This is a genomic window from Armatimonadota bacterium (genome assembly GCA_028871815.1).
Taxonomy (GTDB): domain Bacteria; phylum Armatimonadota; class Chthonomonadetes; order Chthonomonadales; family Chthonomonadaceae; genus REEB205.
On the sequence record JAGWMJ010000006.1, the window covers coordinates 181,650 to 204,178 of the forward strand.

At 62.0% G+C, this 22,529-nt stretch carries 24 protein-coding genes; 7 read left to right on the forward strand and 17 right to left on the reverse strand.

The window, feature by feature from the left end:
* From KGJ62_09130 to prfA, 6 genes are all read right to left on the reverse strand, one after another.
* A complete protein-coding gene (locus tag KGJ62_09130; protein ID MDE2126740.1) occupies positions 1 to 378 on the reverse strand; it encodes a DUF2089 domain-containing protein in 378 nt (125 codons plus the stop codon).
* A 157-nt stretch (positions 379 to 535) separates the two neighbouring features.
* The gene (locus KGJ62_09135; protein ID MDE2126741.1) at positions 536 to 1,537 is read right to left on the reverse strand and encodes a hypothetical protein; all 1,002 of its coding nucleotides are present in this window, start codon (positions 1,535 to 1,537) and stop codon (positions 536 to 538) included.
* A 51-nt stretch (positions 1,538 to 1,588) separates the two neighbouring features.
* Complete coding sequence (locus KGJ62_09140; protein ID MDE2126742.1) at positions 1,589 to 2,710, reverse strand: CPBP family intramembrane metalloprotease; 1,122 nt, start codon at positions 2,708 to 2,710, stop codon at positions 1,589 to 1,591.
* On the reverse strand, positions 2,707 to 3,465 hold the full coding sequence (locus tag KGJ62_09145) for an ABC transporter ATP-binding protein (protein MDE2126743.1): 759 nt from the start codon (positions 3,463 to 3,465) through the stop codon (positions 2,707 to 2,709). The genes KGJ62_09140 and KGJ62_09145 overlap by 4 nt, the downstream gene beginning before the upstream one ends.
* A complete protein-coding gene (prmC, locus tag KGJ62_09150) occupies positions 3,462 to 4,331 on the reverse strand; it encodes a peptide chain release factor N(5)-glutamine methyltransferase (GenBank protein ID MDE2126744.1) in 870 nt (289 codons plus the stop codon). The genes KGJ62_09145 and prmC overlap by 4 nt, the downstream gene beginning before the upstream one ends.
* The gene (gene prfA / locus KGJ62_09155; protein ID MDE2126745.1) at positions 4,328 to 5,413 is read right to left on the reverse strand and encodes a peptide chain release factor 1; all 1,086 of its coding nucleotides are present in this window, start codon (positions 5,411 to 5,413) and stop codon (positions 4,328 to 4,330) included. Before prfA ends, prmC begins: the two co-directional genes overlap by 4 nt.
* 378 nt (positions 5,414 to 5,791) lie before the next feature.
* Here prfA and KGJ62_09160 point away from each other — a divergent pair, with 378 nt between their 5' ends.
* A complete protein-coding gene (locus KGJ62_09160; GenBank protein ID MDE2126746.1) occupies positions 5,792 to 6,274 on the forward strand; it encodes a DinB family protein in 483 nt (160 codons plus the stop codon).
* Positions 6,275 to 6,299: 25 nt separating this feature from the next.
* On the opposite strand, the gene KGJ62_09165 is transcribed toward KGJ62_09160, so the two are convergent.
* The 6 genes from KGJ62_09165 to KGJ62_09190 all read right to left on the reverse strand — a co-directional run bounded on the left by KGJ62_09165 (position 6,300) and on the right by KGJ62_09190 (position 9,603).
* On the reverse strand, positions 6,300 to 6,911 hold the full coding sequence (locus KGJ62_09165; GenBank protein ID MDE2126747.1) for a GNAT family N-acetyltransferase: 612 nt from the start codon (positions 6,909 to 6,911) through the stop codon (positions 6,300 to 6,302).
* Positions 6,912 to 7,098: 187 nt separating this feature from the next.
* On the reverse strand, positions 7,099 to 7,584 hold the full coding sequence (locus tag KGJ62_09170; protein ID MDE2126748.1) for a VOC family protein: 486 nt from the start codon (positions 7,582 to 7,584) through the stop codon (positions 7,099 to 7,101).
* A 211-nt stretch (positions 7,585 to 7,795) separates the two neighbouring features.
* Positions 7,796 to 8,347: a DUF1905 domain-containing protein gene (locus tag KGJ62_09175; protein MDE2126749.1), complete on the reverse strand. Its 552-nt coding sequence runs from the start codon at positions 8,345 to 8,347 to the stop codon at positions 7,796 to 7,798.
* A 163-nt stretch (positions 8,348 to 8,510) separates the two neighbouring features.
* Positions 8,511 to 9,098, reverse strand: a complete 588-nt coding sequence (locus tag KGJ62_09180; GenBank protein MDE2126750.1) for a nucleotidyltransferase — start codon at positions 9,096 to 9,098, stop codon at positions 8,511 to 8,513.
* Positions 9,082 to 9,318: a hypothetical protein gene (locus KGJ62_09185; protein ID MDE2126751.1), complete on the reverse strand. Its 237-nt coding sequence runs from the start codon at positions 9,316 to 9,318 to the stop codon at positions 9,082 to 9,084. Before KGJ62_09185 ends, KGJ62_09180 begins: the two co-directional genes overlap by 17 nt.
* A 69-nt stretch (positions 9,319 to 9,387) precedes the next feature.
* Complete coding sequence (locus KGJ62_09190; protein MDE2126752.1) at positions 9,388 to 9,603, reverse strand: type II toxin-antitoxin system HicB family antitoxin; 216 nt, start codon at positions 9,601 to 9,603, stop codon at positions 9,388 to 9,390.
* A 304-nt stretch (positions 9,604 to 9,907) separates the two neighbouring features.
* Here KGJ62_09190 and KGJ62_09195 point away from each other — a divergent pair, with 304 nt between their 5' ends.
* Positions 9,908 to 10,891: an SUMF1/EgtB/PvdO family nonheme iron enzyme gene (locus tag KGJ62_09195; GenBank protein MDE2126753.1), complete on the forward strand. Its 984-nt coding sequence runs from the start codon at positions 9,908 to 9,910 to the stop codon at positions 10,889 to 10,891.
* 106 nt (positions 10,892 to 10,997) lie between these two features.
* Here KGJ62_09195 and KGJ62_09200 read toward each other — a convergent pair whose 3' ends face one another.
* The 4 genes from KGJ62_09200 to KGJ62_09215 all read right to left on the reverse strand — a co-directional run bounded on the left by KGJ62_09200 (position 10,998) and on the right by KGJ62_09215 (position 16,508).
* Positions 10,998 to 12,548: a hypothetical protein gene (locus tag KGJ62_09200; protein MDE2126754.1), complete on the reverse strand. Its 1,551-nt coding sequence runs from the start codon at positions 12,546 to 12,548 to the stop codon at positions 10,998 to 11,000.
* A gap of 277 nt (positions 12,549 to 12,825) precedes the next feature.
* Positions 12,826 to 14,823, reverse strand: a complete 1,998-nt coding sequence (locus tag KGJ62_09205) for a DUF3857 domain-containing protein (GenBank protein ID MDE2126755.1) — start codon at positions 14,821 to 14,823, stop codon at positions 12,826 to 12,828.
* Between the two features lie 70 nt (positions 14,824 to 14,893).
* Positions 14,894 to 15,814 (reverse strand): ABC transporter permease, encoded by a 921-nt coding sequence (locus KGJ62_09210; GenBank protein ID MDE2126756.1) that lies wholly within the window; start codon positions 15,812 to 15,814, stop codon positions 14,894 to 14,896.
* A complete protein-coding gene (locus KGJ62_09215; protein ID MDE2126757.1) occupies positions 15,696 to 16,508 on the reverse strand; it encodes an ATP-binding cassette domain-containing protein in 813 nt (270 codons plus the stop codon). Before KGJ62_09215 ends, KGJ62_09210 begins: the two co-directional genes overlap by 119 nt.
* A gap of 282 nt (positions 16,509 to 16,790) precedes the next feature.
* On the opposite strand from KGJ62_09215, the gene KGJ62_09220 reads away from it, so the two are divergent.
* The gene (locus KGJ62_09220) at positions 16,791 to 17,078 is read left to right on the forward strand and encodes a hypothetical protein (protein ID MDE2126758.1); all 288 of its coding nucleotides are present in this window, start codon (positions 16,791 to 16,793) and stop codon (positions 17,076 to 17,078) included.
* 122 nt (positions 17,079 to 17,200) lie between these two features.
* Here the strand turns inward: KGJ62_09220 and KGJ62_09225 are convergent, their stop codons facing one another.
* Positions 17,201 to 18,169 carry an aldo/keto reductase gene (locus tag KGJ62_09225; GenBank protein MDE2126759.1) on the reverse strand — a complete coding sequence of 323 codons (969 nt, stop codon included), beginning with the start codon at positions 18,167 to 18,169 and terminating at the stop codon, positions 17,201 to 17,203.
* A 177-nt stretch (positions 18,170 to 18,346) separates the two neighbouring features.
* Between KGJ62_09225 and KGJ62_09230 the strand changes: the two genes are divergently transcribed.
* From KGJ62_09230 to KGJ62_09245, 4 genes are all read left to right on the forward strand, one after another.
* Positions 18,347 to 19,678, forward strand: a complete 1,332-nt coding sequence (locus KGJ62_09230) for an ankryin (protein MDE2126760.1) — start codon at positions 18,347 to 18,349, stop codon at positions 19,676 to 19,678.
* 537 nt (positions 19,679 to 20,215) lie between these two features.
* Positions 20,216 to 20,779: a hypothetical protein gene (locus KGJ62_09235; protein ID MDE2126761.1), complete on the forward strand. Its 564-nt coding sequence runs from the start codon at positions 20,216 to 20,218 to the stop codon at positions 20,777 to 20,779.
* A gap of 98 nt (positions 20,780 to 20,877) precedes the next feature.
* Complete coding sequence (locus KGJ62_09240; protein ID MDE2126762.1) at positions 20,878 to 21,453, forward strand: hypothetical protein; 576 nt, start codon at positions 20,878 to 20,880, stop codon at positions 21,451 to 21,453.
* A gap of 364 nt (positions 21,454 to 21,817) precedes the next feature.
* Entirely contained in the window at positions 21,818 to 21,970 is a 153-nt protein-coding gene (locus KGJ62_09245) for a hypothetical protein (GenBank protein ID MDE2126763.1), read from the forward strand.
* The last annotated feature ends 559 nt before the right edge of the window (positions 21,971 to 22,529 follow it).

Sequence of the window (22,529 nt, forward strand, 5' to 3'; positions counted from 1 at the left end):
TCAACCTTCATCGTTCAGCGCGTCCGCCGCGGTCGTCAGCGGCAGGTCTCCCCGCGCCACTGCGCGCAGTATCTCTCTTCGGCGCTCTTGTGCGGCCTCATCCACCGTCTGCCTCGCCAGTCCCAGCGCGCGAAGGGCCTGCGTCAGCCGGTTGCGGACTGTGGGATACGATATCCCGAGTTCGCGCTCCACCCGGGTGATATTGCCTTCGCACCGCAGGAACAGTTCGATAAATGCCGACTGCTCCGGGCTCAGTGCGCAGAACCGGCACGGTTCGAACTCGGCGCGAACGGTGGCGCCGCATGCCTGGCAGCACAGTTCGCGTGGGGCCATGAGCCCCTCCTCGCAAACCGGGCACAGATTAAGCAGTTTGGCCATGTTCGGGCAAGTTGGGATGCTGACGCCATAAATCGCTTCAGCCATCCATACGAAGGAGACACGGCTTCGGTTTCACAGTTTCAAAAAGTTTATGTGCGGCTAACTAATCGTAAGGCAAACTACCGATTTGGATGTCCAAATTCAACTTTCCGTACGTTTAGGCGCCTGGTGTCGCCGGATTGGCCGGTGCGTCGCCGGGTTGGATCGACCGCTTTGTGCCGAGTGACGGGGCCTTTACGGCCGGGCCGGCCGCCGGCGCCTTGCCGTCACCTGGTTTTTGTCCCGCCGGCACCTGGTTGATCGCCGGTTTATGGGCGGTTAGGGCTTTCAGCGAAGAAAGGCCACTCAAAGCGTCGGCGCTGGTCGGGTTGTACTCCAGAGACACATTCAGTGCATTGCGAGCGTCCTCGGCCCGGCCCGCCATCATATACGCCATGCCCAGATGGTAGTAGATCACATCGGCGGCTTCCGCCTTGGAGCCCAGAGCCGACATGCGGTCGGCTGCCTGCGTCAGCACATCCACGGCGCCGTTGTAGTCCTTGAGCTTGTAGAGCGCCCATCCGTAGCTGTCTTCGATTTCGGCCAGGAGGGCCGGTTCATTCGCTGTGTCCGAGTTCTTCCTGGCCGCCCGCAGCGCGTCGGCCAGGTACTGCCTGGCAAGCGGTAAGTTCTGATCGTTCTGAACCATCAAATAGCCGAGCGTGTTCAACACGAACGGGCTGGAGGGATCGATCTTCTGGGCCATGGAGGCTTCGCTGATGGCGCGGAACTGCGGCTTTGCAGTATCTGTTTTGGCATAGGCATCCGCAAGGCTGCTGTGCAGCACGGCCAGGTCGGTATTGCTCACGTGGCGGCATGCCTGAATTCCACGCTGCAGATACTCCTCCGCCATCGACCACTGACCATAGGTGCTGAGCAGGCCGGATACTTCCTCGTAGGTGGCAGCCGCCGTTGGCGCCGTGTGCACGTAGTTATCCAGGTAAAAGCGCGCTCTCAGCGTATCGCCTTTGTGGAGTTCGACACTGGCCTGCTCGAGGTCGGGCGATTGCCGGTGCATCACCTGCGCGATCAGCACCCAGCCGATTACGCCAAGGCCCACGGCCAGCACCAGACGCAGCACCAGCTGCAGCGCGGTCAGCAGCCCGGATGATTGCCTCAAATTCTGCATCTCCCGGCCATGCCGCACAGCAGCTCCACGGCGGCCGCCAACTTACCGGGAGTGCGGTACAAGCAGGACAATGAAACTTACTCCGTTGTTGATACCGTGCATCATCATTGTTACATACAGCGATCCGGTGGATTCATACGCCCACGCCAGCAAAACGCCCATCACCACGATGGCGGGCGATGCGATTGGGTTGAAGTGCGCGGCCCCAAACACAAGGCCGCTTACCACCATTCCCACACCGGGGTTCCACCGACGTTTGATGCAGTTGTAGAGCCAGCCTCGAAACAGCAGCTCTTCGCCGATCGGCACTGCAATCGAGCCGACCAGGGCCATTGCCAGTCGCATTGGAAAGCTCTTCATTGATTTCGTCATCGCGCCGGCGTCCACGGAGCTGGCCGCGCGCTCGAGTGCGTGGAACCGCGCTGCTCCGAGAGCAAACCGATAGAGCTCCGTCACGAAGGCGTCGAGATAGTTCGAGAAGACCAGCAGTCCCACACCAAACAGCAGACCGAGACAAAGCAGGCGCCAGTTCGGCCGTCCAAGACCCACCGAACGAAGTGAAGCCCCATACAGGCGGAACACCCAGAGTGGCAGGCCAATGAACACGATGTTCTGAATGACCAGCAGAGCGACAGTCATCCAGGGCTGCTGCAAGTACGCCTGAACGGCATTGGGATCGGCGGCCGCATTTGGGTTGAACAGGAACAGTGGCAGCATCAAGGGCATGACAAGAACAGTGATAATCACAATAGCAGCCTGAACGCCCAGATACCAGTGCACGGCGCTCCACCTGGCCGCGAATGGCGGTTTGGGCATGTTTGAAGCGCCCAATGCCTCCTGCTCGGTGGCGCTGAGATCGAAATTGGGCATACCAGGATCCGGTTCCGCACGCTCGTCACCATCAGACAGGCTAACTTGCGCCGCCGATTCCCGCGCAGGCGGCTCGATCGCCTCTGAGGTGTCTGCGTCGTCCGGGCGCTCACCTTGCGACTCCGGCCAACCTGTGTCGTCGCCCGGCGCCAGCGGCCGCTCGATCGCCAGCCGGCAGCGACGGCGGTAGCTCAGCCACACGCCGAGAATGACAGAGTCGGAGATGAGCATGAGGAGCAGAACGATTTGACCGGCAATCGTCATCGCCTGCGATGGAGCGGCTTGCAATATCACGAGATGCACTCCGTTTCAAGCCGGGTTAGGCCGGCGCCCTGGCCACTCGACCCCGTTCGAGCCAGGAAGACCTCCTCCAACGAACCGCTCTCGCAGCAGACTTCCGCCACCGTGCCCAGTGCGATTAGCCGTCCCCGGTGGATGATCCCAATTCGATTGCAAATCTTCTCCGCGATCTCCAGGATGTGCGTCGAGATGAAAACCGCACAGCCGTCGCGGCACAGTGACTTCAGAACCTCGCGCATGGTTCTTGCTCCGTCGGGATCCAGGCCGACGGTGGGTTCATCCAGGAAGAGCACGCGAGGCGCGTGAATGAGCGCGCCTGCAAATGCGATCTTCTGCCGCATGCCGCGTGAGTAGCTCCCAATCAATTGCCTGGCCTTGGACCCCAGCTCGAAAAGCTCGAGAAGCTCCGGTATGCGTGCTGATCGCGCTCGCGCATCCACCGAGTAGAGATCGGCCATAAACTGAAGGAACTCGATGCCCGTCAGCTTTTCATAGAGGAAAGGATTATCCGGCACATAACCGAACGTGCGGCGCGCCTCGATCGGCTGCGTTTGGATGTCGAAACCGCAGATACGCGCGGATCCACCCGTCGGCCTGAGCAAGCCGGTCATCAGTTTGATGCTGGTTGTTTTTCCGGCGCCGTTCGGGCCTAGAAACCCGAAGAGTTCGCCGCCGGGAACCGTGAGCGTGAGCTCGTCCACAGCCAGGAGACCGTCGAACTGCCGCGAAAGCTGCCTGCACTCGATCAAGCCGGAATCTCCGCGACCAGCAGACGATCGATACCGGCCAGATCTTTCATGGCGCGCGTCTGCAAAAAGCCGGCTCTTTCCGCGAGCTGCTTCAGTGCGCCGATCTGGCCAATTCCCACTTCCATCATCAGGGCGCCACCTGGGGCCAGCACGCCGGCGGCCTGACGAATAACCTCCGCCGGCAGCTCCAGTCCGGTTGGTCCGCCATCCAGCGCAATGCGCGGCTCATGGCGCACCTCCGGCGGCAGGCACTCTATCGCGCCGCTGCTGATGTAGGGTGGATTGCACAGAATCAGGTCCAATCCGCCGCGGACGGCTTTGAGGAGGGAGGCGCACATGAAGGCGCACCGCCGCTGGATGCCGTGGCGTACGGCATTCCTGCCGGCAATCTCAATGGCGGCGGCGGAGAGATCGATGAAGAGCACCGATGCCGCAGGGCGGTGGATGGCGGTGGCGATTCCGACGCAGCCGCTGCCCGTGCAGACGTCGACCACGCGTGCAGCTGGCCTCCCGGCAAGAAACTCGAGCGCGGCCTCCACCATCAGCTCCGTCTCCGGGCGGGGCACAAGCACGCCCGGACCAACGAGGAAGGGAATGCCATAGAACTCCTGTATACCGCGCACCCATGCAAAGGGCTCACGGCGCTCCCGGCGTTGAATCCAGCCCCGAAACCGCCCGAGTTGGCCGGCGTCCGGCGCCGCGACGGTGCCCGCGATGATCTGTGTGCGTGTGGCGTTCACTGCGTCGGCTAGAAGCACCTGCGCTTCCAACCTGGGCTGCTCGATACCTGCTTCGGCCAGTGCCCGCGAAGCGTCGTCAACCAGCTGCCGCAATGTCGCCGCGCCAGAGTACGCCTGAGCGCTCACGCCGCAGCGCTCTCCTGCAGCTTCAGCGCCTGGTCAAACGTGATGAGTTCATCGATAAACGACTGGATGTCGCCGTCCAGTACACCCGCCACATTGTGGAGCGTCTTGTTGATGCGATGGTCTGTGACACGGCCATCCGGAAAGTTGTACGTGCGAATCTTTTCGCTGCGTTCTCCAGAGCCGACCTGCAGCCTCCGGGCATTGGTCATTTCGGCGTTGGCTCGAGCCAATTCCGCTTCGTACAGGCGGGAGCGAAGCACCACCCATGCCTTGGTTTTGTTCTGCAATTGGCTTCGCTCGTCCTGACATGTGACCACGAGACCGGTAGGCTTGTGGGTAAGCCGTATGGCGGTGGCGACTTTCTGTACGTTCTGTCCACCGGCGCTCGAGGCATGGTATACATCCTCCACCACGTCGTTGCGGTCGATCTCCACGTCCACTTCCTCGGCCTCTGGGAGAACCGCCACCGTGACCGTGGAGGTCTGGATGCGTCCGCTCGACTCGGTGACGGGCACGCGCTGCACCCGGTGGACGCCGCCCTCAAACTTGAGCTGGCTCCAGGCGCCGCGACCCGCAACTTCGCATGTTACTTCCTGAATGCCGCCCAAACCGGTTTCCTGCAAACTCAGCGTCTCCAGTTTCCAGTGGCGCCGCTCCGCATATCGCGCGTACATCCGGAATATCTCGGCAGCAAACAGGCGCGCTTCCTCACCACCCGCAGCCGCTCTTATCTCCATAATTACATTACGACTATCATTGCGATCTTGTGGGAGGAGAAGCGTCCGGATCTGGCTATCCAGCTCCGCCTGGCGGTTTCGCATCTCGTCGAGCATCTCCTGGGCGGCAATCCGCTCGTCGGCCTCGGAAGCGGCTACAAGCTCTTCCGCCTCTGGAATATCGGTGGACAGCTGCCGGTATTCACGAAATGCGAGCGCTACGCTTTCAAGTTCGTTGCGTGAGCGCGCCAGTTGGGTGTACAGCTGGTAGTCACTGCCGATCTCCGGATCATTGATCTGGGCAAGCAGATCGGTATAGCGTCGATCGATCTCTTCGAGACGCGGAAGTGCAGCTTCGAGGGACAAATTGTGAGGTGGCCGATCGTCCTTAAGGTAGACGCCGGTATTCGACGCCCTGGCGCCATTGTACCCAACCGTATTCCGGGGCTTGTGTTTTGCCCAGGGCTGCGGGCGCAACGCAGCGCCGGGGCAAGTTCAAAATCGACTGCGCCACAGGCTCCGCGTCATTCCCGCCGCACTACCATTCGCAGCGGTCAAGCTGTCTGGAAGAGCGGTCCGCCGAAACCATGCGCCGCTTGACTATCCTATGCTCGCCGCAGGCCGGACCGGCCGCGCGACGACCGCAGTCAAAATTCGCTATACTGGTGGGCCGCGGCCGTACGCGCTGCGCCGGCGCCCTCGCGGCAGCGGGCACGGCAATGAAGATCAGGAAGGATGACACACATGGAAAGCCTGGCAGCAACTTGCAAAGAGAGCGCAGTGCGCGGTATGGAGCGCTTCCTGAAGACGTTCTCATTCGTACCGGATGACAAGCTGACCTGGACGCCGACGCCAACGGCCAAGTCCGCCATCCGGATCGCCGCTCATACCGCTCTCACAGCGGGCAATATGGCCCGCGTGATCCGTGCCGGGACGTTTCCGGGGCGTGACGAGTTCCTTGAGCGGATGGCGCAATCAACCGCGGCCGAAGCGGCACTGACGAGCCGCACTGAGATTGAGAGCGAGTACCGGAAGAATACGGCTGAGGTGCTTGCGGCATTGGACTCCCTGACGCCGGAACAGATCGGCGCTTCGCTGGAGACCGGGTTCGGGCAGCCGATGCCGATGACGCTGCTGATGCAGATGCCGGGTATTCACGGGATGTCTCACGCCGCGCAGATTGAGTATCTTCAGACCTGCTGGGGCGACCAGGAGATGCACTTCTAAACCATGTGCGTTGCGCGGGCTCCATCTACGATCGAGATGCTGCGCTTGAGCCCCCATTCGGACCGCTGCCCGGCACAGTTCGAGCAACTACCCAGTGGTGCATTCCCAGCCGCCGAACCCGCGCGAACCCTTCGCGCTCAAACATGGCGAGCGTGCCCCCGTGCAGAAACGATGACGAGGTTTTGCGGCCTTCCACGTCTTCCGGATACGCCTCAACCGCTCCGCCGCCCAGCCGGGCGATCTCCTCAAGCGCGGCCTTCAGCGCCATGTTCGCCAGCCCTCGTTTGCGGTAGCCTTTGCCAACGAAGAAGCAGGTGATTCGCCAGTCCGGCAGCTTATCCAGGCCGGTCTCATACTGTTTTCGGTGCTTGATGTTGCGGAGTTCGTCAGGCGGACCGAATTGGCACCAGGCTATTGCCGTGTCGCCCTCGAAGACCATCGCCGCCTGCGCTCGACCCTCGCGAACGAGTCGCTCCTTCGTCTCGCGGTACGGCTTGCACTGGCCTTTCGGTCCGGTCGGATCGAGGTGGAAAGCAATACACCAGCATCCGCCCCAAATGCCGCCGTTGGCAGCAACCAGCCGGTCGAACTCCGGCCATGTGCTCTCGTCGAGCATCCGGACCGTCAACTCTGGCATCACTTCACGCTCCCGGTTGCAAACCCATGCGACTTGTCGACCGGCGTTAACGGTCGATCATCGTCATCACAGATGCACGTTATCTCGGAATTGTACTAACAGAACCAGCGGGCCAGGCAGGTCGTGGGCGTAGGCGCCATGGATCCCACGACGCCTCTCAGACGGCCATCAAGCGCGACAGGCATCCTCAGCCGCGACGCGCCGCCTCGATGGCTGCGATGTCGATCTTTGTCATCTGCATCATCGCATCGAAGGCGCGCTTGGCGGCCGCCGGATCGGGATCGGCGATGCCTTCCACAAGGACGGCCGGCGTGATCTGCCATGAGATGCCCCATTTATCCTTGCACCAGCCGCAAACACTTTCCTGGCCACCGTTGCCGACGATCGCGTTCCAGTAGCGATCGGTCTCTTCCTGGTCCGTGGTAGATACCTGAAACGAGAACGCCTCGTTGTGCGTGAACGCGGATCCTCCGTTGAGACCGAGGCATGGGACGCCCATCACCGTAAACTGCACGGTCAGAACGTCGCCTTTCTTGCCGGAGGGATAGTCGCCGGGCGCGCGGCAAACGGCACCTATGGCGGAATCCGGAAAGGTTCTGGCGTAAAACAGCGCAGCCTCCTCGGCGTTGCCATCGTACCAGAGACAAATCGTATTCTTTGCCGGTTTATCCATGTTCGTGGTCTCCCACTTCCATTATACAACAGGCGTTAGGCGCGTCCGGACCGCAGCGTCAAGCGCGGGTGCGGCCAGCGAGGCACTTGCCGGCTCGAGTCGATTGTGCCGCAAACATATCTGCGGGAACGCACTCGAAGTGGATCCGTCCGCCGGAGATTGACCGCATTCTCACCCCGATCGTCACGCGTCACCAGGATTTAGGCGCAGTTCACTTGCTGGACGGCGGATCCATCAGCTTGCCACTTCGGGCTAGTTCGGGGTCGGTGCATGCCGCCAGGTTGAAGCAGCACGGCCGTCGATGCTTGCCGCCTAGTTTAGAGATGGTTTTGTCGATGCGTATGGCGCGCGTATTCGCGTTGCGGGTTTCATTGACCCATCGAACCCATTCCCAGCGCGCCATCGGCGTGATATCGCTCCATTTGTCCTGGACGTCCCGCGGCGCAGCTTTCAAAGCATTTACAAGGTCTTCCGGCACCTCGGGTTCCGGCCATTCATCGGCTATCTCAAGCACCAGGCTCGCCCGGTCACCCGCTCCGATGCCGAGGGCCGCTTGCAGTCCGGCATCCACGCGCATCCAATGTCCAAAACGCCCGTCCGGTTCCAGGACGGTCCGGAATACGCGGCTGTTGATCGTGCCGTTTACAGCCACCTGCCCGCGTGACGGCAATTTGGCGCTCGTTTCCGCAGGCACCTTGAGAATAGTCTGTTCCTTAAGAGCGAACAGCTCGGCTTCAAAGCGGATGGAAACAGCAGGTGTCATGGTCGTACCGGCCCGATCGTTGTCAGCGTGCGAGCTGCTCGCGGTCAATGCGTCTCATCTCGTCGGGAGCCATGCTGAGTACAAACGTAAATCGCTCGGCCCAATCGCGGCGAGCGTGCGGGCTGCCAAAACCCTACCGAGGATGGAATCCACTCTCTCCCGGTCAGAAACCCGCACCGACCGGATCGGTGAGGAGCGGTTCGATTGTAGACCACAACTCAGGCGCTTCCAGCAATGTCGCATACTGTTCAACCCAGAACCGGATTCGGGACCGGTCTATAGCAGGATGCACTTCCGCAATCGTTTGGATGTCGGCACGGTCCTGGTGTCGGTTTGCAATTGCTTTCAGGATGATCAAATCCTCAGGCGTCGGGAGACGTACTTTCAACTCCCCATCCAGATGTTCGGTTGACCTCTCGATGACTTCTGCCTCAAAGTGCATGCAACCAAGAGCGATGTCGATTGCCATGCCGCTACGTTGGTGCGTCAGTCCAACAAAGCGCGCCTGCCGGGCGAAGTTGCCCATCCCGCGAGAGCGGGGGACGAAGCCGCGGGCTTCCAGGTCCGCTAGAAGCGCATCGACGTGTTCGGTGTCAAACATCACAAGGGCATCCACGACTCGGGTGTACCTTGGTCTGGCCACAAGGCACACTGCTACACCGCCGATCACCACCGCTTTCAGCTTCAGTCGCTCAAATGCGTTGGCGAGGTCCGCCAACGCTGCAACATGCGTTTCAGCTAACGGATTCATGATAGCGCGCCCGAATCTTCTCCCATCGCTCCGCCACAGAGTTGCTAGCGTATAGCGGCGCCCTTTGCGGGATTCGTTCGGCAAACTGTATGATCGCGGCGTAGTCGCGGAGCTTCTCTGGGAACGTCGCCTTCCGCCACTCCTGGACTTCAAAGCGGTGAAATGCTTCATATCCGGCACGCTGCTCGCGTACAACCTGCTTCATCTCTTCCAGTGTCATCCCGATCGCCCTCGCTAATCAGACTTCGGCCGTGTTGTAGTGGCCAGCTGTGCCATCTGCTGAGCTGAACTACGCTGCAACCTCTAGCTTGCCAGCAACGCAAATCGGCTCAGGAATATCCAGTCCGTCCTCTCGGATGCCCTGCAGGTGAAGCTTGATTGCGTCGCGCGTGTTGTACTTAGCCACTTCTCGCGTGGCACCAGCATTAACGCATCCAGGCAAATCTGGAACATAGGCCGACCAGTTGTTCGATCCCCGTTCGTAGATTACGGTATATTCCCTCATGGACTCTCCAGTCCGGCCTGTCGCCAGACGCGCCATTACGTCTTCGGGCGCGTTTCGTCGCGATGATACGGGCTCGCAAATGGCTTGATGGTCGTACCACAGAACGCACTTTCCTCCGCACCCACGCCGCCGGATTAACCTGTTTCGACAGCAGATATCGGATGTACGATTACTGTTGGTCCAGTACCGCGCTTTCCATTTGGGCAGCCGGCGATCGGGCTGCTCATGCTGTGCGTGCGGCCGAAGAAGGCGCGAAGGCGACCAGCGTGCCGGCGAAGTACTGATGCCCGGGAGGTGATGCGCCATGCAGCTGGGAGACGCGGTGACGTGGTGGGTGAAGTGTACAATCTGCATCGGCTGCACTTTAGCCCTGACACCGGCTCTGCAGGGGCAGGGAAGCGGTGCCGAGCCGTCAACCCGGCCGCCGCCACCCGGCCGATTTGCCGGCGACAAATGCACGAACCCGCGCGATGGGGCGGTTTTGGTTTGGGTTCCAGCCGGCGACTTCTGGATGGGTACCTCCGACCAGGAAGCCCGGATGCTCGCGCGGGCGACGCCGGCTAACCGATTCACCTACCGATTTGACCGCGAAAAGCCCAGGCACCGTGTATACCTCGACGGCTATTGGATCTACCAAACGGTTGTCACCGTGGCTGAGTACCGCAGGTTCTGTGCGGCGACCGGGCACCGGATGCCGGACGGACCCTACTTCAAGGTCCCTGATCCCTGGCCTGCCACGAGCCCGGTAGAGGACGTTAGCTGGTTTGACGCGCAGGCGTACTGCAAGTGGGCCGGCGCCACACTGCCAACCGAGGCGGAGTGGGAGAAGGCCGCACGGGGCACGTCCGGGCAAATGTACACTTGGGGCTCAAAGTGGGACACAGCCCGCGCCCCGTCCAAGGTTCGTGCAATGGAAACCGCCGGTGTTGCAGTCCCCCCGGTCGGGAGCAACCCCCAGTCGGCCAGTCCATACGGGTGTCTCGATATGGACGGCAGCGTGTGCCAGTGGTGCTCGGACTGGTACTCGTCAGACTACTATCGGCATTCACCTGCACGTAACCCACGCGGTCCCGCTTCCGGAACCAACCGGGTTATGCGGGGCGTCACCTGGAGGTCGATGACACCGGACTGCTACCGCGCCGCCGACCGGGATCCTCCCGGCCTTGAGCCGAGCTTTCGCGGGCTTGGGGTCGGATTCCGGTGCGTTGTCTATCCGGCCAAAGCCGGGACTGCAGGTCGCGATTCCACGCCCACCCAGGCAGCGCCGGCACCACGCCTTGCGCGGTGAATCTCTCCCGCGCCGCCGTGCCGCAGCCATGCCCGGGTCCTGATGGCTCGACCGCAAGAGTTCGGACCCGCAAGATGCGGGAATCGGCGGCCGCGTTCAGGCAGCGCTATGACTTCGCCCGGCGTGTGTAGGTCTGCCGGTAGGCACTGGTAAGCTCATCCACAAGCCATGCCGTTGCAGGGTACTGCTGCCGCTGAGCGGCGGTCAGCTGCTCAAACAGCGCAGGATAGCGCTCAGCGAGTTGGGATAGCCAGCTCTTGTCGTCTACATCTGCAAGGAGGCCAGTTCGATTGCGCTCATACTCTTTAAGGAAGTTCAGCCACATGGTTATATCGTCGCGCATGCCCGGGTCGGAGCCGAAATAGCTGTCAAGTGTGAAAGCGTGCTGTTGGAGTAAAGATGCAATACGGGCCTTTGCAACCGCGTTCAGCGCCGACTCCAGCTTCCTGTGTGTCGCATCGTCGAACCAGCCAAATGATGGGTACTGAAGATAGTTCCACAGCGCCGCATCGGCCAGGTGATTGGAAAAGTAGCCCGTGAACTCTTCATGCCACTGCGCTTCATCGTAGTTTGGCATTGTAAAGATCATATTCGCGGCGTCGACCCAGGGCTGATCCCAGCGCAGCTTGATGTGATCGAAGGCATCGGAGATGGTCTGCATCTCCTGTCGCTCGCGCTCTGGTGTACCGCCCGGAACGACCGCACCGGTCGCAAGGTTGATGAGCGAGTCGATCGGCAGATAACTGCCGGCTCGATTGTTGCTGATCTCCACGCCAAACGTGTTCTGTAACCTGACGCACCGCACTCCGAAACGCATCTGGGGGTCGTCGTCATGCGTCACGCGCTGCATGACCACCGGCTGCCACGCCTGCGTCGACTCCCGGTACACCTGATAGTCCCAGAAATCAACGGTGAACTCGCCCGGCGTCTCCTCCATCTCGGAGTTGAATGAGAACATCTCGGGTGTGAGATAGGCCGAACTCCCCTCCGGCAGCGCGTAATACAGTTTGTATCGGTGGCCATCCCAGCCGACCGTTGCCTGCCACTCACGGTAATTGCCGTCACCGAGCGGTTCCCCACCGTACTTCCAGCCCGTCTTGTCCGTGATAGGATCTCCGCGGGCGATCTCGACCTGTACCTCCTTGCCGGCCAGGTTCGCCTGCGAGATCATATCCGTCTTCCAGAAGCCTTTGATCCCGTCCACGGTGTATGTCTGGCGCGGAAACATCACCGGGTCGCTGGTTTTCGCGCCGGTAACTCCGGGTTCGTCGCGGTCCTCCACCGCGATCCGGTACGACGCATCGGGCGATTTCCACTTGCCGTGCATTGGCCAGGTCGTATGGGTATAGTCGGCGTATGCAAGGCCGTCTGCATAGGCTTTGCTCTCGATCATCACCGTGTGCTTGCCGCTGCCATGCAGCCGGAAGTAACCAAACACGATCTTGGTTGTGGGGCTCGTGTCCGCCACAACCCGAAACCTGTACCGCGCTCTGATGGCATCGGGAACCGCGGTGCCGGGCGCGAAGTACGCCTGAACGCCGGTAAGACCGTAGATCGGAGCAGCCGGCCCGGCTTCGTGCGTTGGCGTCCGTGCCGCGGATGCAAGCACGATGCTTGCGGAGAACAGACGGGAAACCATCTGAAGAGGTTGAGTCAATGGCTCGCCTCGATTCACCGATATGCGTCACGCAATGGCGAATTACCACCAACCTGACCGACGGTGGCGCCTATGCGCGCGCAGAAGCTCCCTCACCCGTGCTGCGCCGGCACAGCCATCCGGAGATATCCGGCGCCTGGGCGATCCAATCCCCCAGACGGTTCCTTCCCATCTCTTGGTGAGTATTCCTTCGCGTGTTGTGTGGCGGGCCGTCGGCTGCACACTATCGCGCCGCGCGTGCCAATCTCACTTGCCGGCCGAGCCTGGGTCCCGGCTGTTATCGCTGCCCAACCGGCGCGCCAACATCCGGTTTCAGGACGATAACGTCGCGGCGAAGCCCGGATAGAGCATCAAAGTACGCGGCAAACTGCGTTACCGAGCCGGGCGGTGAGCTGCCGCGGCGAACGGTTACCGTCTCGGTGACTGTGACAGACCTACCATCCGGAGCAGTGGTGCTGGTGCGCGTATAGGTATCGCTCGGGCTGCTGAGGGTGGTGTTGGCGGGCAGCCGCAGCAGCGTCCATCCATTCGGCAGCAGCAGCCGGGTAGTGCTCGTCCAGCTACTGCCATTCCGTGACACGATCGGCCACTCGCGGGTGCCTGGCGGAAACGGATTGGTGTAGCCGTTCCAGTATCGCGCGCCCATCATCGGCGCCAGCATCGATCCACGTCCGACTTGCGCCCACCCGGATGCTTCCGCCGTTAAAGTCAGCTTCACTGGCCCGCTGAGCTGCCCGGGCGCCGGAATCGTGTAGGTTTGCATCGTGGCGCCGGGCGCCAGGGCGTCGCAAAGGCGAAGCGCTGTCGCCCGGCGCTCTTCGGCGCCATCGTTCTGGAGAGCGGCGCGCATCGTTTGTGCCCCGTAACCGGTGATGGTGATGGCCACGGCGATGCCGGCGTCTCCATTGCGGCGCAGCGTCACAGTGGTATCGGCGTTCATCTTGTTGTCATCGGTGTGGTAGGGCGGTATCCGTTGAAACGTACCTTTGCCGGAATCGATCACCAGCGCGTCGCAGCCTCGGTCCTGGTAGGGTACGTCGCCGTAGCTACAAACGTTGGACGTGGGGTCGAGCCAAACCGCACGCCCTGCCACGGTGGCGAGTGCGATACAGTGATCGAATGCAGCCAGCGATGGCAGGCGATTCGGAATGATGCCGTCGCTGTTGGTCTGCAGCAGCGCTGGATCCGCGCGTATGCCGCCGATGCGGAGCATTGTGATCAGTAGCGTCGCCTTGTCCTTGCAATCGCCATACCGCCTGCGGAACACCTCGGACGCGGCGTGCGGTCGGAAGGCTGCCATGCCCAGATCACGACCAACCGTTCGTGTATGTTGTGCCACCCAGTCGTAAATTGCCCGAGCACGCGCCGTCGGGCCGGAGGCGCCGGATGTGATGTCGGCGACCTTCCGGCGGATTGCCGCGTCCGGTAGAGTCTGCGGAGTGACAAGTGCGGCGAATCGCTCAGCCACCTGCCGCCACGAGGTTAGCGACGTGGCCTCCAGCCAGATTTGCGCCTGTCGCAGCGGCGGCATCTGAGGCTCGATACGGATCGGCGGAACCTGCCGCATACGCCAGCTATAGCGGATCGTGCCATCGGCGAGCCGCCGCCTTGACGGCAGAATGCCGTGATCGTTGTGCAGCCGATAGTGGAGCGGCATCGACCTGGGAACCGTAACTGCGCAGCGGCAGATCACCGCCGGCGCACTCCCCGAGAACAGCCATTCGCTCCAGAACTGGCGCGGAATGAAAACCGGGCGCGTTACAACGCGCCAACTGTAGTCAATCACCGATCCATCTTCAACCGCGGGCATCGTAAAGCGTGCGGCGCACGCGTCGTCGTAGCCAGGGAATTCGCCCCATTCCGGGCTGCGGTGCACATCCTGTGCCCCCAGCACAACGATCCCGCCGTCCGGATGGATCGTCCGCGCCCATAGAATCTGCACCTTCTGGTAGGCGCTGTTGTACGGGATGCTGACCTCCGAACGCGCACGCGCATTTGCGTTGCGAAGCAACAGGGAAAGCCGGTAGGTGGCTACCGTGCCGCCATCGGGCTTTACATGAACCGATGCGGTATCCAGCAGGCGTACGGCGCTGCAGTCCGGATACTGCGATTCGCGCGGCGCCAGGGTCATCGCCTCGCGAAGCAGTGCGTCCACGGGCTCGGGCCGCTTTACCGGCGCCTGTGCGAGCACGGCGATTGGCTCGACCAGGCACGCCAGTGCTGCGGCAATCGCTGCGGCCAATCTCAACACGGCGTGACGGCGGACCTGAACCAAAGGCGATCACCTTTCTTGCAGTACGCGCGCGTATGGTGCGATGCAAACGTCCGGGCGCGAAAGCAGCCGGCTACCGGACGATGTTCCCGTAGAGGCGAGAGCAGATGACGACGAGGACGGCCGTGACGGCTATGAGAACGGTGAAGTCAAGACCCATGCCAAAGCGAGTCGCTCCGCCTAGTGGCATCAGCGCGCGGAGACCATCGACTTCGTAACTCAAGGGGTTGCAGCGCGATACCACTTGCAGCCACGTTGGCATCAGCGTGATCGGATATATGGCATTACTTGCAAAGAAGAGCGGCATCGTCAGCAGTTGGCCAATCCCAAGCATCCGCTGCTGCGTTTTCACGACGCAGGCGATCATCATCGAAAAGCAGGCGAAGAGAGCGCTGCCCAGAACCACGAGTACGACTACTCCCAGCAGGTTGGCCGGGTTCATGTTCAGCCGGACGCCGGTTGCCGCCGCCAACGTGTAGATGATGAACATCTGGAGCACGCCGCGCACACTGGCAGACAGCGCTTTACCGAGGACGAGCGCAGATCGTGGCGCCGGGCTGGCCAGAAACTTCACGAGCGCGCCCACGTCGCGCTCCCAGATGATGGATATGCCGTAGAAAATGGAGACGAAGAGGGCGCTTTGAGCGAGAATCCCCGGCGCCATGAAGTCGATGTACCGCATCGATCCCGTGGGAATGCCATGCAGGCGACTAAAGACCTGGCCGAAGAGCAGGAGCCACAAGGCGGGCTGGACCGCTCGCGAGATCAGTTCAGACGGATCGTGGCGCAGCCGTCTCGCCTCCATATCCACCATGGCGGCCACGGTATTCACGAAGTCCACGGCGCTGGGCCCGGCGGCGACGCGCGCGGTAGATCTATTTAAGGCGGTTTGCAACGCGTCGCGCTCCCGCGGCCTGGCGAAACCCACCTGTGGCGCCTTCGAGCTCGGAAGCTGCGTAGGCAGCGAATACCGTATCCAGCGTGGCCGTCTCATCGCCGATGGAGGCTTTCAACTGCGAAGGCGTACCTTCCGCGGCGATAACGCCGAGATGCATGATGGCGATACGGTCACACAGGCTGTCGGCTTCCTCCATATAGTGGGTCGTGAGGATGATTGTGGCTCCAAACTCGTCGCGCAGTTTCATCAGGTGGGTCCAGACGTTATCGCGGGCCAGCGGATCCAGGCCTACCGTGGGCTCATCCAGAAAAAGCACATTGGGGCGGTGAATCATCGATTGAGCGATCTCCAGCCGGCGCAGCATCCCGCCGGAGTAGCCCTGAACCAGACGGTCGGCTGCATCTGCAAGTCCCATGAAAGCTAGCGCCTCGCGGATCCGCGAACTGCGTTCGGAGCGGGGAATGCCAAACACCCGTGCGAATACGAGCAGGTTTTCGTAGCCGGTGAGGTTTGCGTTTGCGGAAACCATCTGGGGCACATATCCGATGCTGCGGCGCACGCTCCATGCCTGTCGCACCACGTGGAAGCCTGCCACCCACGCCTCGCCGTCTGTGGGTGGAAGCAGGGTGGTGAGCATCTTGATGGTGGTGGTTTTGCCGGCGCCGTTTGGCCCAAGCAGCCCAAACACCTCGCGGGAGGCAACGGCGAGGTTCACCGAGTTGACGGCCTTCAATTCTCCAAAGCACCGCGTAAGATTACGCGTTTCTACAATCGGCCGCTCGTCGGACATACCCCACCGTGCTGCAATCGACGCCAAACAAAAGCAACCCGGCTGACTACGCCGCAGCACAGCATCAAATTCGTCAACCATCGGCAGTGTAGCGCAAACCCGGCGGGTGATGCAAACACCAACGCCGGGGTGTGTACAAAGGAAGTCTCCAGTCATGTGCGCTCTTGAACACAATGGCGCGTCACCCGGCGGCCGAAGACACGTTCCCTTACTTTACAAAGGTGAGCAGTTCCGGACAAGAGTGACCGGTCAAGCCGCTCCCAGCAGAAGGGGGACATGACGATGAAGAAGCTTATTGGATTGGGCATTGTACTGGCAGCGATGCTGCCCGCATCGGTGGCACTGGCTGACGGCCATGGTGGCCGAAACCGGCAGGATAGCCGGAATCGTCAACCGGCAGTCGTGATCAGCATTCCCTGGGTGATCGGCCAGATCTTCGGGTCACGTGATCAGGGGTACCGGTACGATCAGAACCAGCAGCTGATGCGCAGCATGTTCGACCGTAACAGCCGCGACCACCGCGATAGCCGTGACGGTCATGACAGAGGTGGCAATCGCGGCCACAGGTAGACGGACAGCGCCGCTGGCGGCCCTCACACGGCAAAGCGCCCCGCGCCCTGCACCACAAGGCGCGGGGCGCTTTGCCGTGCTCTTGAGATGGCAGGCTTGGGGAGACCTGTGAACCGGCCAGTCTATGCACCGTGCGAAATGAACCGGATCTGCTCCGGCGTCAGTTGATGGTCCAATGCCGACATGCTCTCGCGCAGGTCGGCTTCCCTGGTGCAGCCTACGATCGGAATCGTGACGAACGGCTGGCCACGGAGCCAGCCCAGGGTCAACTGCGGCAGGTTCATCCCGGTTTCACCCATCAGGTGCTCCATCCGGCGCAGCCGCGCCGAAGTCTCCGGCAACCGGTATGCGTTTTCCGCGGGCGGATTCATCTTGTCGAGGGTTCGGCGGGCAAGGTGGCGGAACAGACCGCCCGCCTGACTCTGGAACGGTATCGCCGCCATGCCGGTCTGCTCGTGGTAGATGAAGCGGCTCTCATCCATGAAGCAGACGTCGCGTGCACCGTACGGATAGTTGGCGATGACTGCGGCGTTCCACCAGACCTGGTCGGCCACAAAGCCGGCGTATCCACGATCGGCGGCCGCGGCCCCAGCCGCCCACATTCGGCAGACCTGCCAGTTGGAGGCGCCATAATGGCGAATCTTTCCCTCAGCGCGGGCCGCTTCCAGCGTATCGAGGATTTCACCGACCGGCACCTCCGGATCGTCCCGGTGCAGCCAGTAGAGATCGATGCAGTCGATCTGAAGCGCGTCGAGGCTGGCGTCGAGATCCGCGCGGATATCCGCCGGCCGGCAGCGCTGCACGCCGGGCTTATCAAACAGCCAGTGTGCGCCCTTGGTGGCCAGCACGATCTCGCTGCGGTTTTCACGTGCGCGCATCCAGCGCCCGATCGTTTTCTCGCTGGCAGAGCGCTCGATGCCGGCGACCCAGTCGCCGTAGCAGTGGGCCGTATCGATGAAGTTTCCGTCGAGTTCTACGTATAGATCCAGCAACCGAAATGCCGGTTCCTCGCGGACCGCCGATCCAATGCTGCCGGTGCCGAAACATATCTGGGAGACGGAGAGGCTGGTATTTGGTATCGTGATGTTCATAGCGGTTTCGCTGCGCCTCGTGGCGCGGGCCGGAACAGGAGACACACGGCACACTATACCGCTATCGTGGCTTTGGCGTCTGCGAAGCCCGGAACTCCTCGCGCCTTTCGGAATGCGGTATCCTGCTCCTTCAATGGCTGGTTCTACGGCGCGACATACGTGCCAGGAATGGTCGCTTTGACAAACAACTCGAACGATGCGCGCGCGGCATTTATTCGGGCATCGGTGTGGCACGGCTCACTCGACGCCGCCCGTGCGAACCTTGCGGAGCATCCTGAGCTTGCGGAATGCGATATCTACACCGCGGCGCTGCTGGGTGACGACGCTGCGGTGTGCCGTTACCTTGCCGCCGACCGAGGGCTGGCAGTGGCCAAGGCGCCGCCGCTGAATTGGGATGCGCTGACGCACCTCTGTTTCTCAAGGTTCTTCAGGCTGGAGCCGGAGCGCTCAGACGGCTTCATTCGCGCGGCTGTTGCACTGCTGGATGCCGGCGCCAGCGCTCGGACCGGCTTCTTCGATGAGACGCATCGGCCGGAGCCGGACTTTGAGAGCGTGCTCTACGCTGCCGCCGGCGTGGCGCATCATGCGGGAATGACGCAGCTTCTGATCGACCGCGGCGCCGATCCGAACGAGGGCGAGGTGGTCTACCACAGCCCGGAGACGGATGACAACGCCGCGCTGAGGGTCCTGGTAGAGACCGGGCAATTGACACCGGACAGCCTGGCCACGATGCTGCTGCGCAAGGCCGATTGGCACGATCTCGAAGGCATCCGATATCTTCTGGAGCGGAACGCCGATCCAAACTTTATAACGGGTTGGGGATTCACCGCGCTGCACCAGGCGCTGCGGCGAGATAACAGCCTGTCGATTGTGGAGGCGATGCTGGATTACGGCGCCAGTCCATTGCTGAAAAACCGGAACGATCACCGGACCGGGACTGCCATCGCGGCCGGCCGGGGCCGGGGCGACGTACTGAACCTGTTTGTGCAGCGAGGCATTACCGTTGACCTCGATGGCGTCGATCGGCTCATCAGCGCCTGCGCTCAAGACGACGACGAAGCGATAGGCTTGATCGTTAAGGGGCTTCCGGAGCTGGTTGGTGAACTGCTTGCAGCCGGCGGCGCCGTACTGGCCGTTTTCGCCGGAAACGGAAATACGGCCGGCGCCGCTCGCCTGCTGGACCTTGGCGTGCCCGTAGACGCCCGGTTTGTGGAGGGGGATGGCTATTTCGACGTTGCGCCAAACAGCACGGCGCTCCATGTGGCCGCGTGGCGGGCGCAGCATCAAACCGTCAGTTTTCTGATTGAGCGTCGTGCGGATCTGGACGTGCTGGACGGCAAAGGCCGCAGCGCACTGATGCTGGCCGTTAAAGCCTGTGTCGATTCTTACTGGATGGAGACTCGAGCGCCGGATTCTGTGAAGGCGCTGCTGGAAGCCGGGGCATCCGCGGAGGGCATCGTCGTGCCGTGTGGGTACGAGGCCGTGGACACATTATTGCGAGACGCGTAGGTGGGGGAACCCTTGTGGGCAACCCATGCCATTGCGGCCAGGCTGCCCGCCATCCCAGGACCGTCCGGACCACGAGCACTGCGCCTGGGCGCTGCTTCCGCAGCGACGCGCTTACGAAACGGTAAAATGCATCGTTCGCTCGCTTGCAGCGCGCAGCGTTTGATAGTAGAATCCCTCCGAATGGTCGAAGCGGGGAGTCAAGGGAGAGGCGCCGATCGGCCGAGTTCACTCAGGCAACGCAACGCTGCCGCTTCGTCGCTGTCTCTTTAAGCAATTTGCGCTGATGTGCCTCGCCGAAGCGCACTGCTGCCTGGTTCAACGCGGTTGTTCGCCGCACAAGATAGCACCCAGTATCTTCCGGATGCCGTCGATGTTACGGCTACTCCGGCCTCGTCTACAACACCTCCGACGGCTGCTTCTCCGTAACGCTGCGGGAGGGCGGTACGTTCGGAGACGGCGCGACGGACTATCCGTTCCGGTTTGGCTGCTAACCAACGGCCCCCCGCCACCCTCCCCCCGGAAACCAGGAGGAACACAATGAGACACCGATTCGTGGTTCCGGCGGCTTTGGCCGCTCTGGGCGCTATCGCTGCCGGATGCGGGGCCGGTGGCAGCTCGGCTGCGAACGCCGCCGCACCGCACCCCGCGTCGGGACCGCCGTCACATACCGTCGACGGTATCACTTTCAGCCAGGCTGTGACCACGGACGCCGCACGGGGTACGCCCCTTACGGGCGGGGCCTGGATTACATTCACCGTGTCCAACGGCACAAAGGGCAGCGTCGTTTGGCCGGGCGAGCCGTACTTTTCGGGTACCTGTACCAGCGCGACCGGGCAGGTGACTTACTTCCCGCCGAAGGGGGGAGTCTCCGGCTTGGGCGGGTGGCCGGCCATCAACATCGGGCCCGGGCAATCCGCAAGTGTAGTGGAACCAGCCGATGGCCTCCCGCCCGGAACGTACACGATCGCCTCGTACATCGGTTCGTCGCTATACGGCACCGCCTTTCAGCAATATGGCATACGTCGCAACGGCGAGACTTATATGCCCGGCTATCCCGACAAGACGCAAACCGCCACTCCGGTGACGATCACCGTGCCGTAGTGGCGCGAGGTGCTGAAGCGCGACGGACTATCCGTTTCAGCTTGGCTGCTAACCAACGGACCCCCGCCACCTTTCCCCCGGAAACGAAGAGGAACACAATGAGACACCGATTCGTGGTTCTGGCGGCTTTTGCCGCTCTGGGCGCTATCGCTGCCGGATGCGGGGCCGGTGGCAGCTCGGCTGCGAACGCGGCCGCACCGCACCCCGCGTCGGGACCGCCGTCACATACCGTCGACGGTATCACTTTCAGCCAGGCTGTGACCCCGATTCCCGCAAGCGGTTATCCCCTGCTTGGCGGGGCCTGGATCACGTTCACCGTCGTCAACGGCACAACGGGCAGAGCTACCTGGCAGTGCGATCCGTACTTTTCTGGTACCTGTACCAGCGCAACCGGGCAGGTGACTTACTTCGGGCCGGCGGGAGGGGTCTTCGGCCTGGGCGATTGGACGGCCATCAACATCGGGCCCGGGCAATCCGCAAGCTTTACGGAACCAACCGGTGGCCTCGCGCCCGGAACGTACACGATCGCCTCGTACATCGGTTCGTCGCTTTACAGTACCGCCTTTGGCGCCTCGGGCATAGGTGCCGGCGAGGCTAAAATGCCGGGCGATCCCAAGACGACGCAAACCGCCAACCCGGTGACGATCACCATTCCGTTAGGCGCTGGATGGTAAGGGCCGCAGCGCACGGATGCTTGCTGTCAAGGCTTGCGTCGACGCATTCTGGACGGAGAGGCGCATGCCCGATTCGGTGCACGCGCTGCTGGTAGCCGGGGCATCGGCGGAGGTCATTGCCGTGTCGTGAGGATACGAGGCAGTGGAACCATTGCTGCGAAGGCGTAGGAGCACGGCTGCACGGTGAATCGGGCCGCAGGTTTCTAATGCCGCCAGGCGATGGGCAAGGATCGGCCGGGCGGCAGCACCCGCGGTATGCGGCGCTCCGCTCGCCGACAGCGCTCGGGCCTTTGTTGAGAACGTTGCCACCGCGGTGGTGCTCAAAGCGCTGCTTGACCGGAACTTCGGCATTGAGGATTTCAGGATGACACCTTTCGCCAGCGGCCGTGGCGGCGCGGGTCTCGTGATTGACGACCGCGGTACGGGTAAGCGAGTTACCCTGAACATTCCTGCCGAGGGCATCGTGGCCAGGCTTTCGTTGACGGGTCCAGTTGGAGACACGGCGAGCGAGGATTAATGTTCCGGCGTTGAATTCGCGCGGATCGTTGGGTGGATCGCCGGGCCGGCTCGAGTTTGACATTGGACGGCAGACACGTTCCGCGCGCGATTCGAAATGCGGCATTTTGAGAATGGAGTCACAAGCCTGCCGGCATCTGAGTGCCGGCTCGACGAAACCGGACTATCGGTCCAGTTACGCCGGCCGCCACTCGATACGGACGACGGCGCTGGCGAAACTCAATTGCCGGTCGCTTGCGAGAAGAGTGGTGACCTGCCAGGCGTACGCTCCGCGGTGATATGTGCTTCGGCGGCACAGGTCCGCCGCAGTTGAAGCGACTTGCCGAGACTCAGCCATATGCAGGTATTCACGGCGCACTCGAGCCATTCCGGGTCGCCGACCCGGGGGCGCACATTGTCAGGATGGCTGTCATGCTGGGCACTTACGAATAGCAGTCCTGACGCCGAGCTTTTATCCTCGGCGCGAGCGCGCGCTCCTGTAACCGGTACCATCGCGCGCCATCCCAGCTGTCACACCGTCGCCCGCATTCAAAGAGGGCGTATTCAGGCCGTGCGGAGTT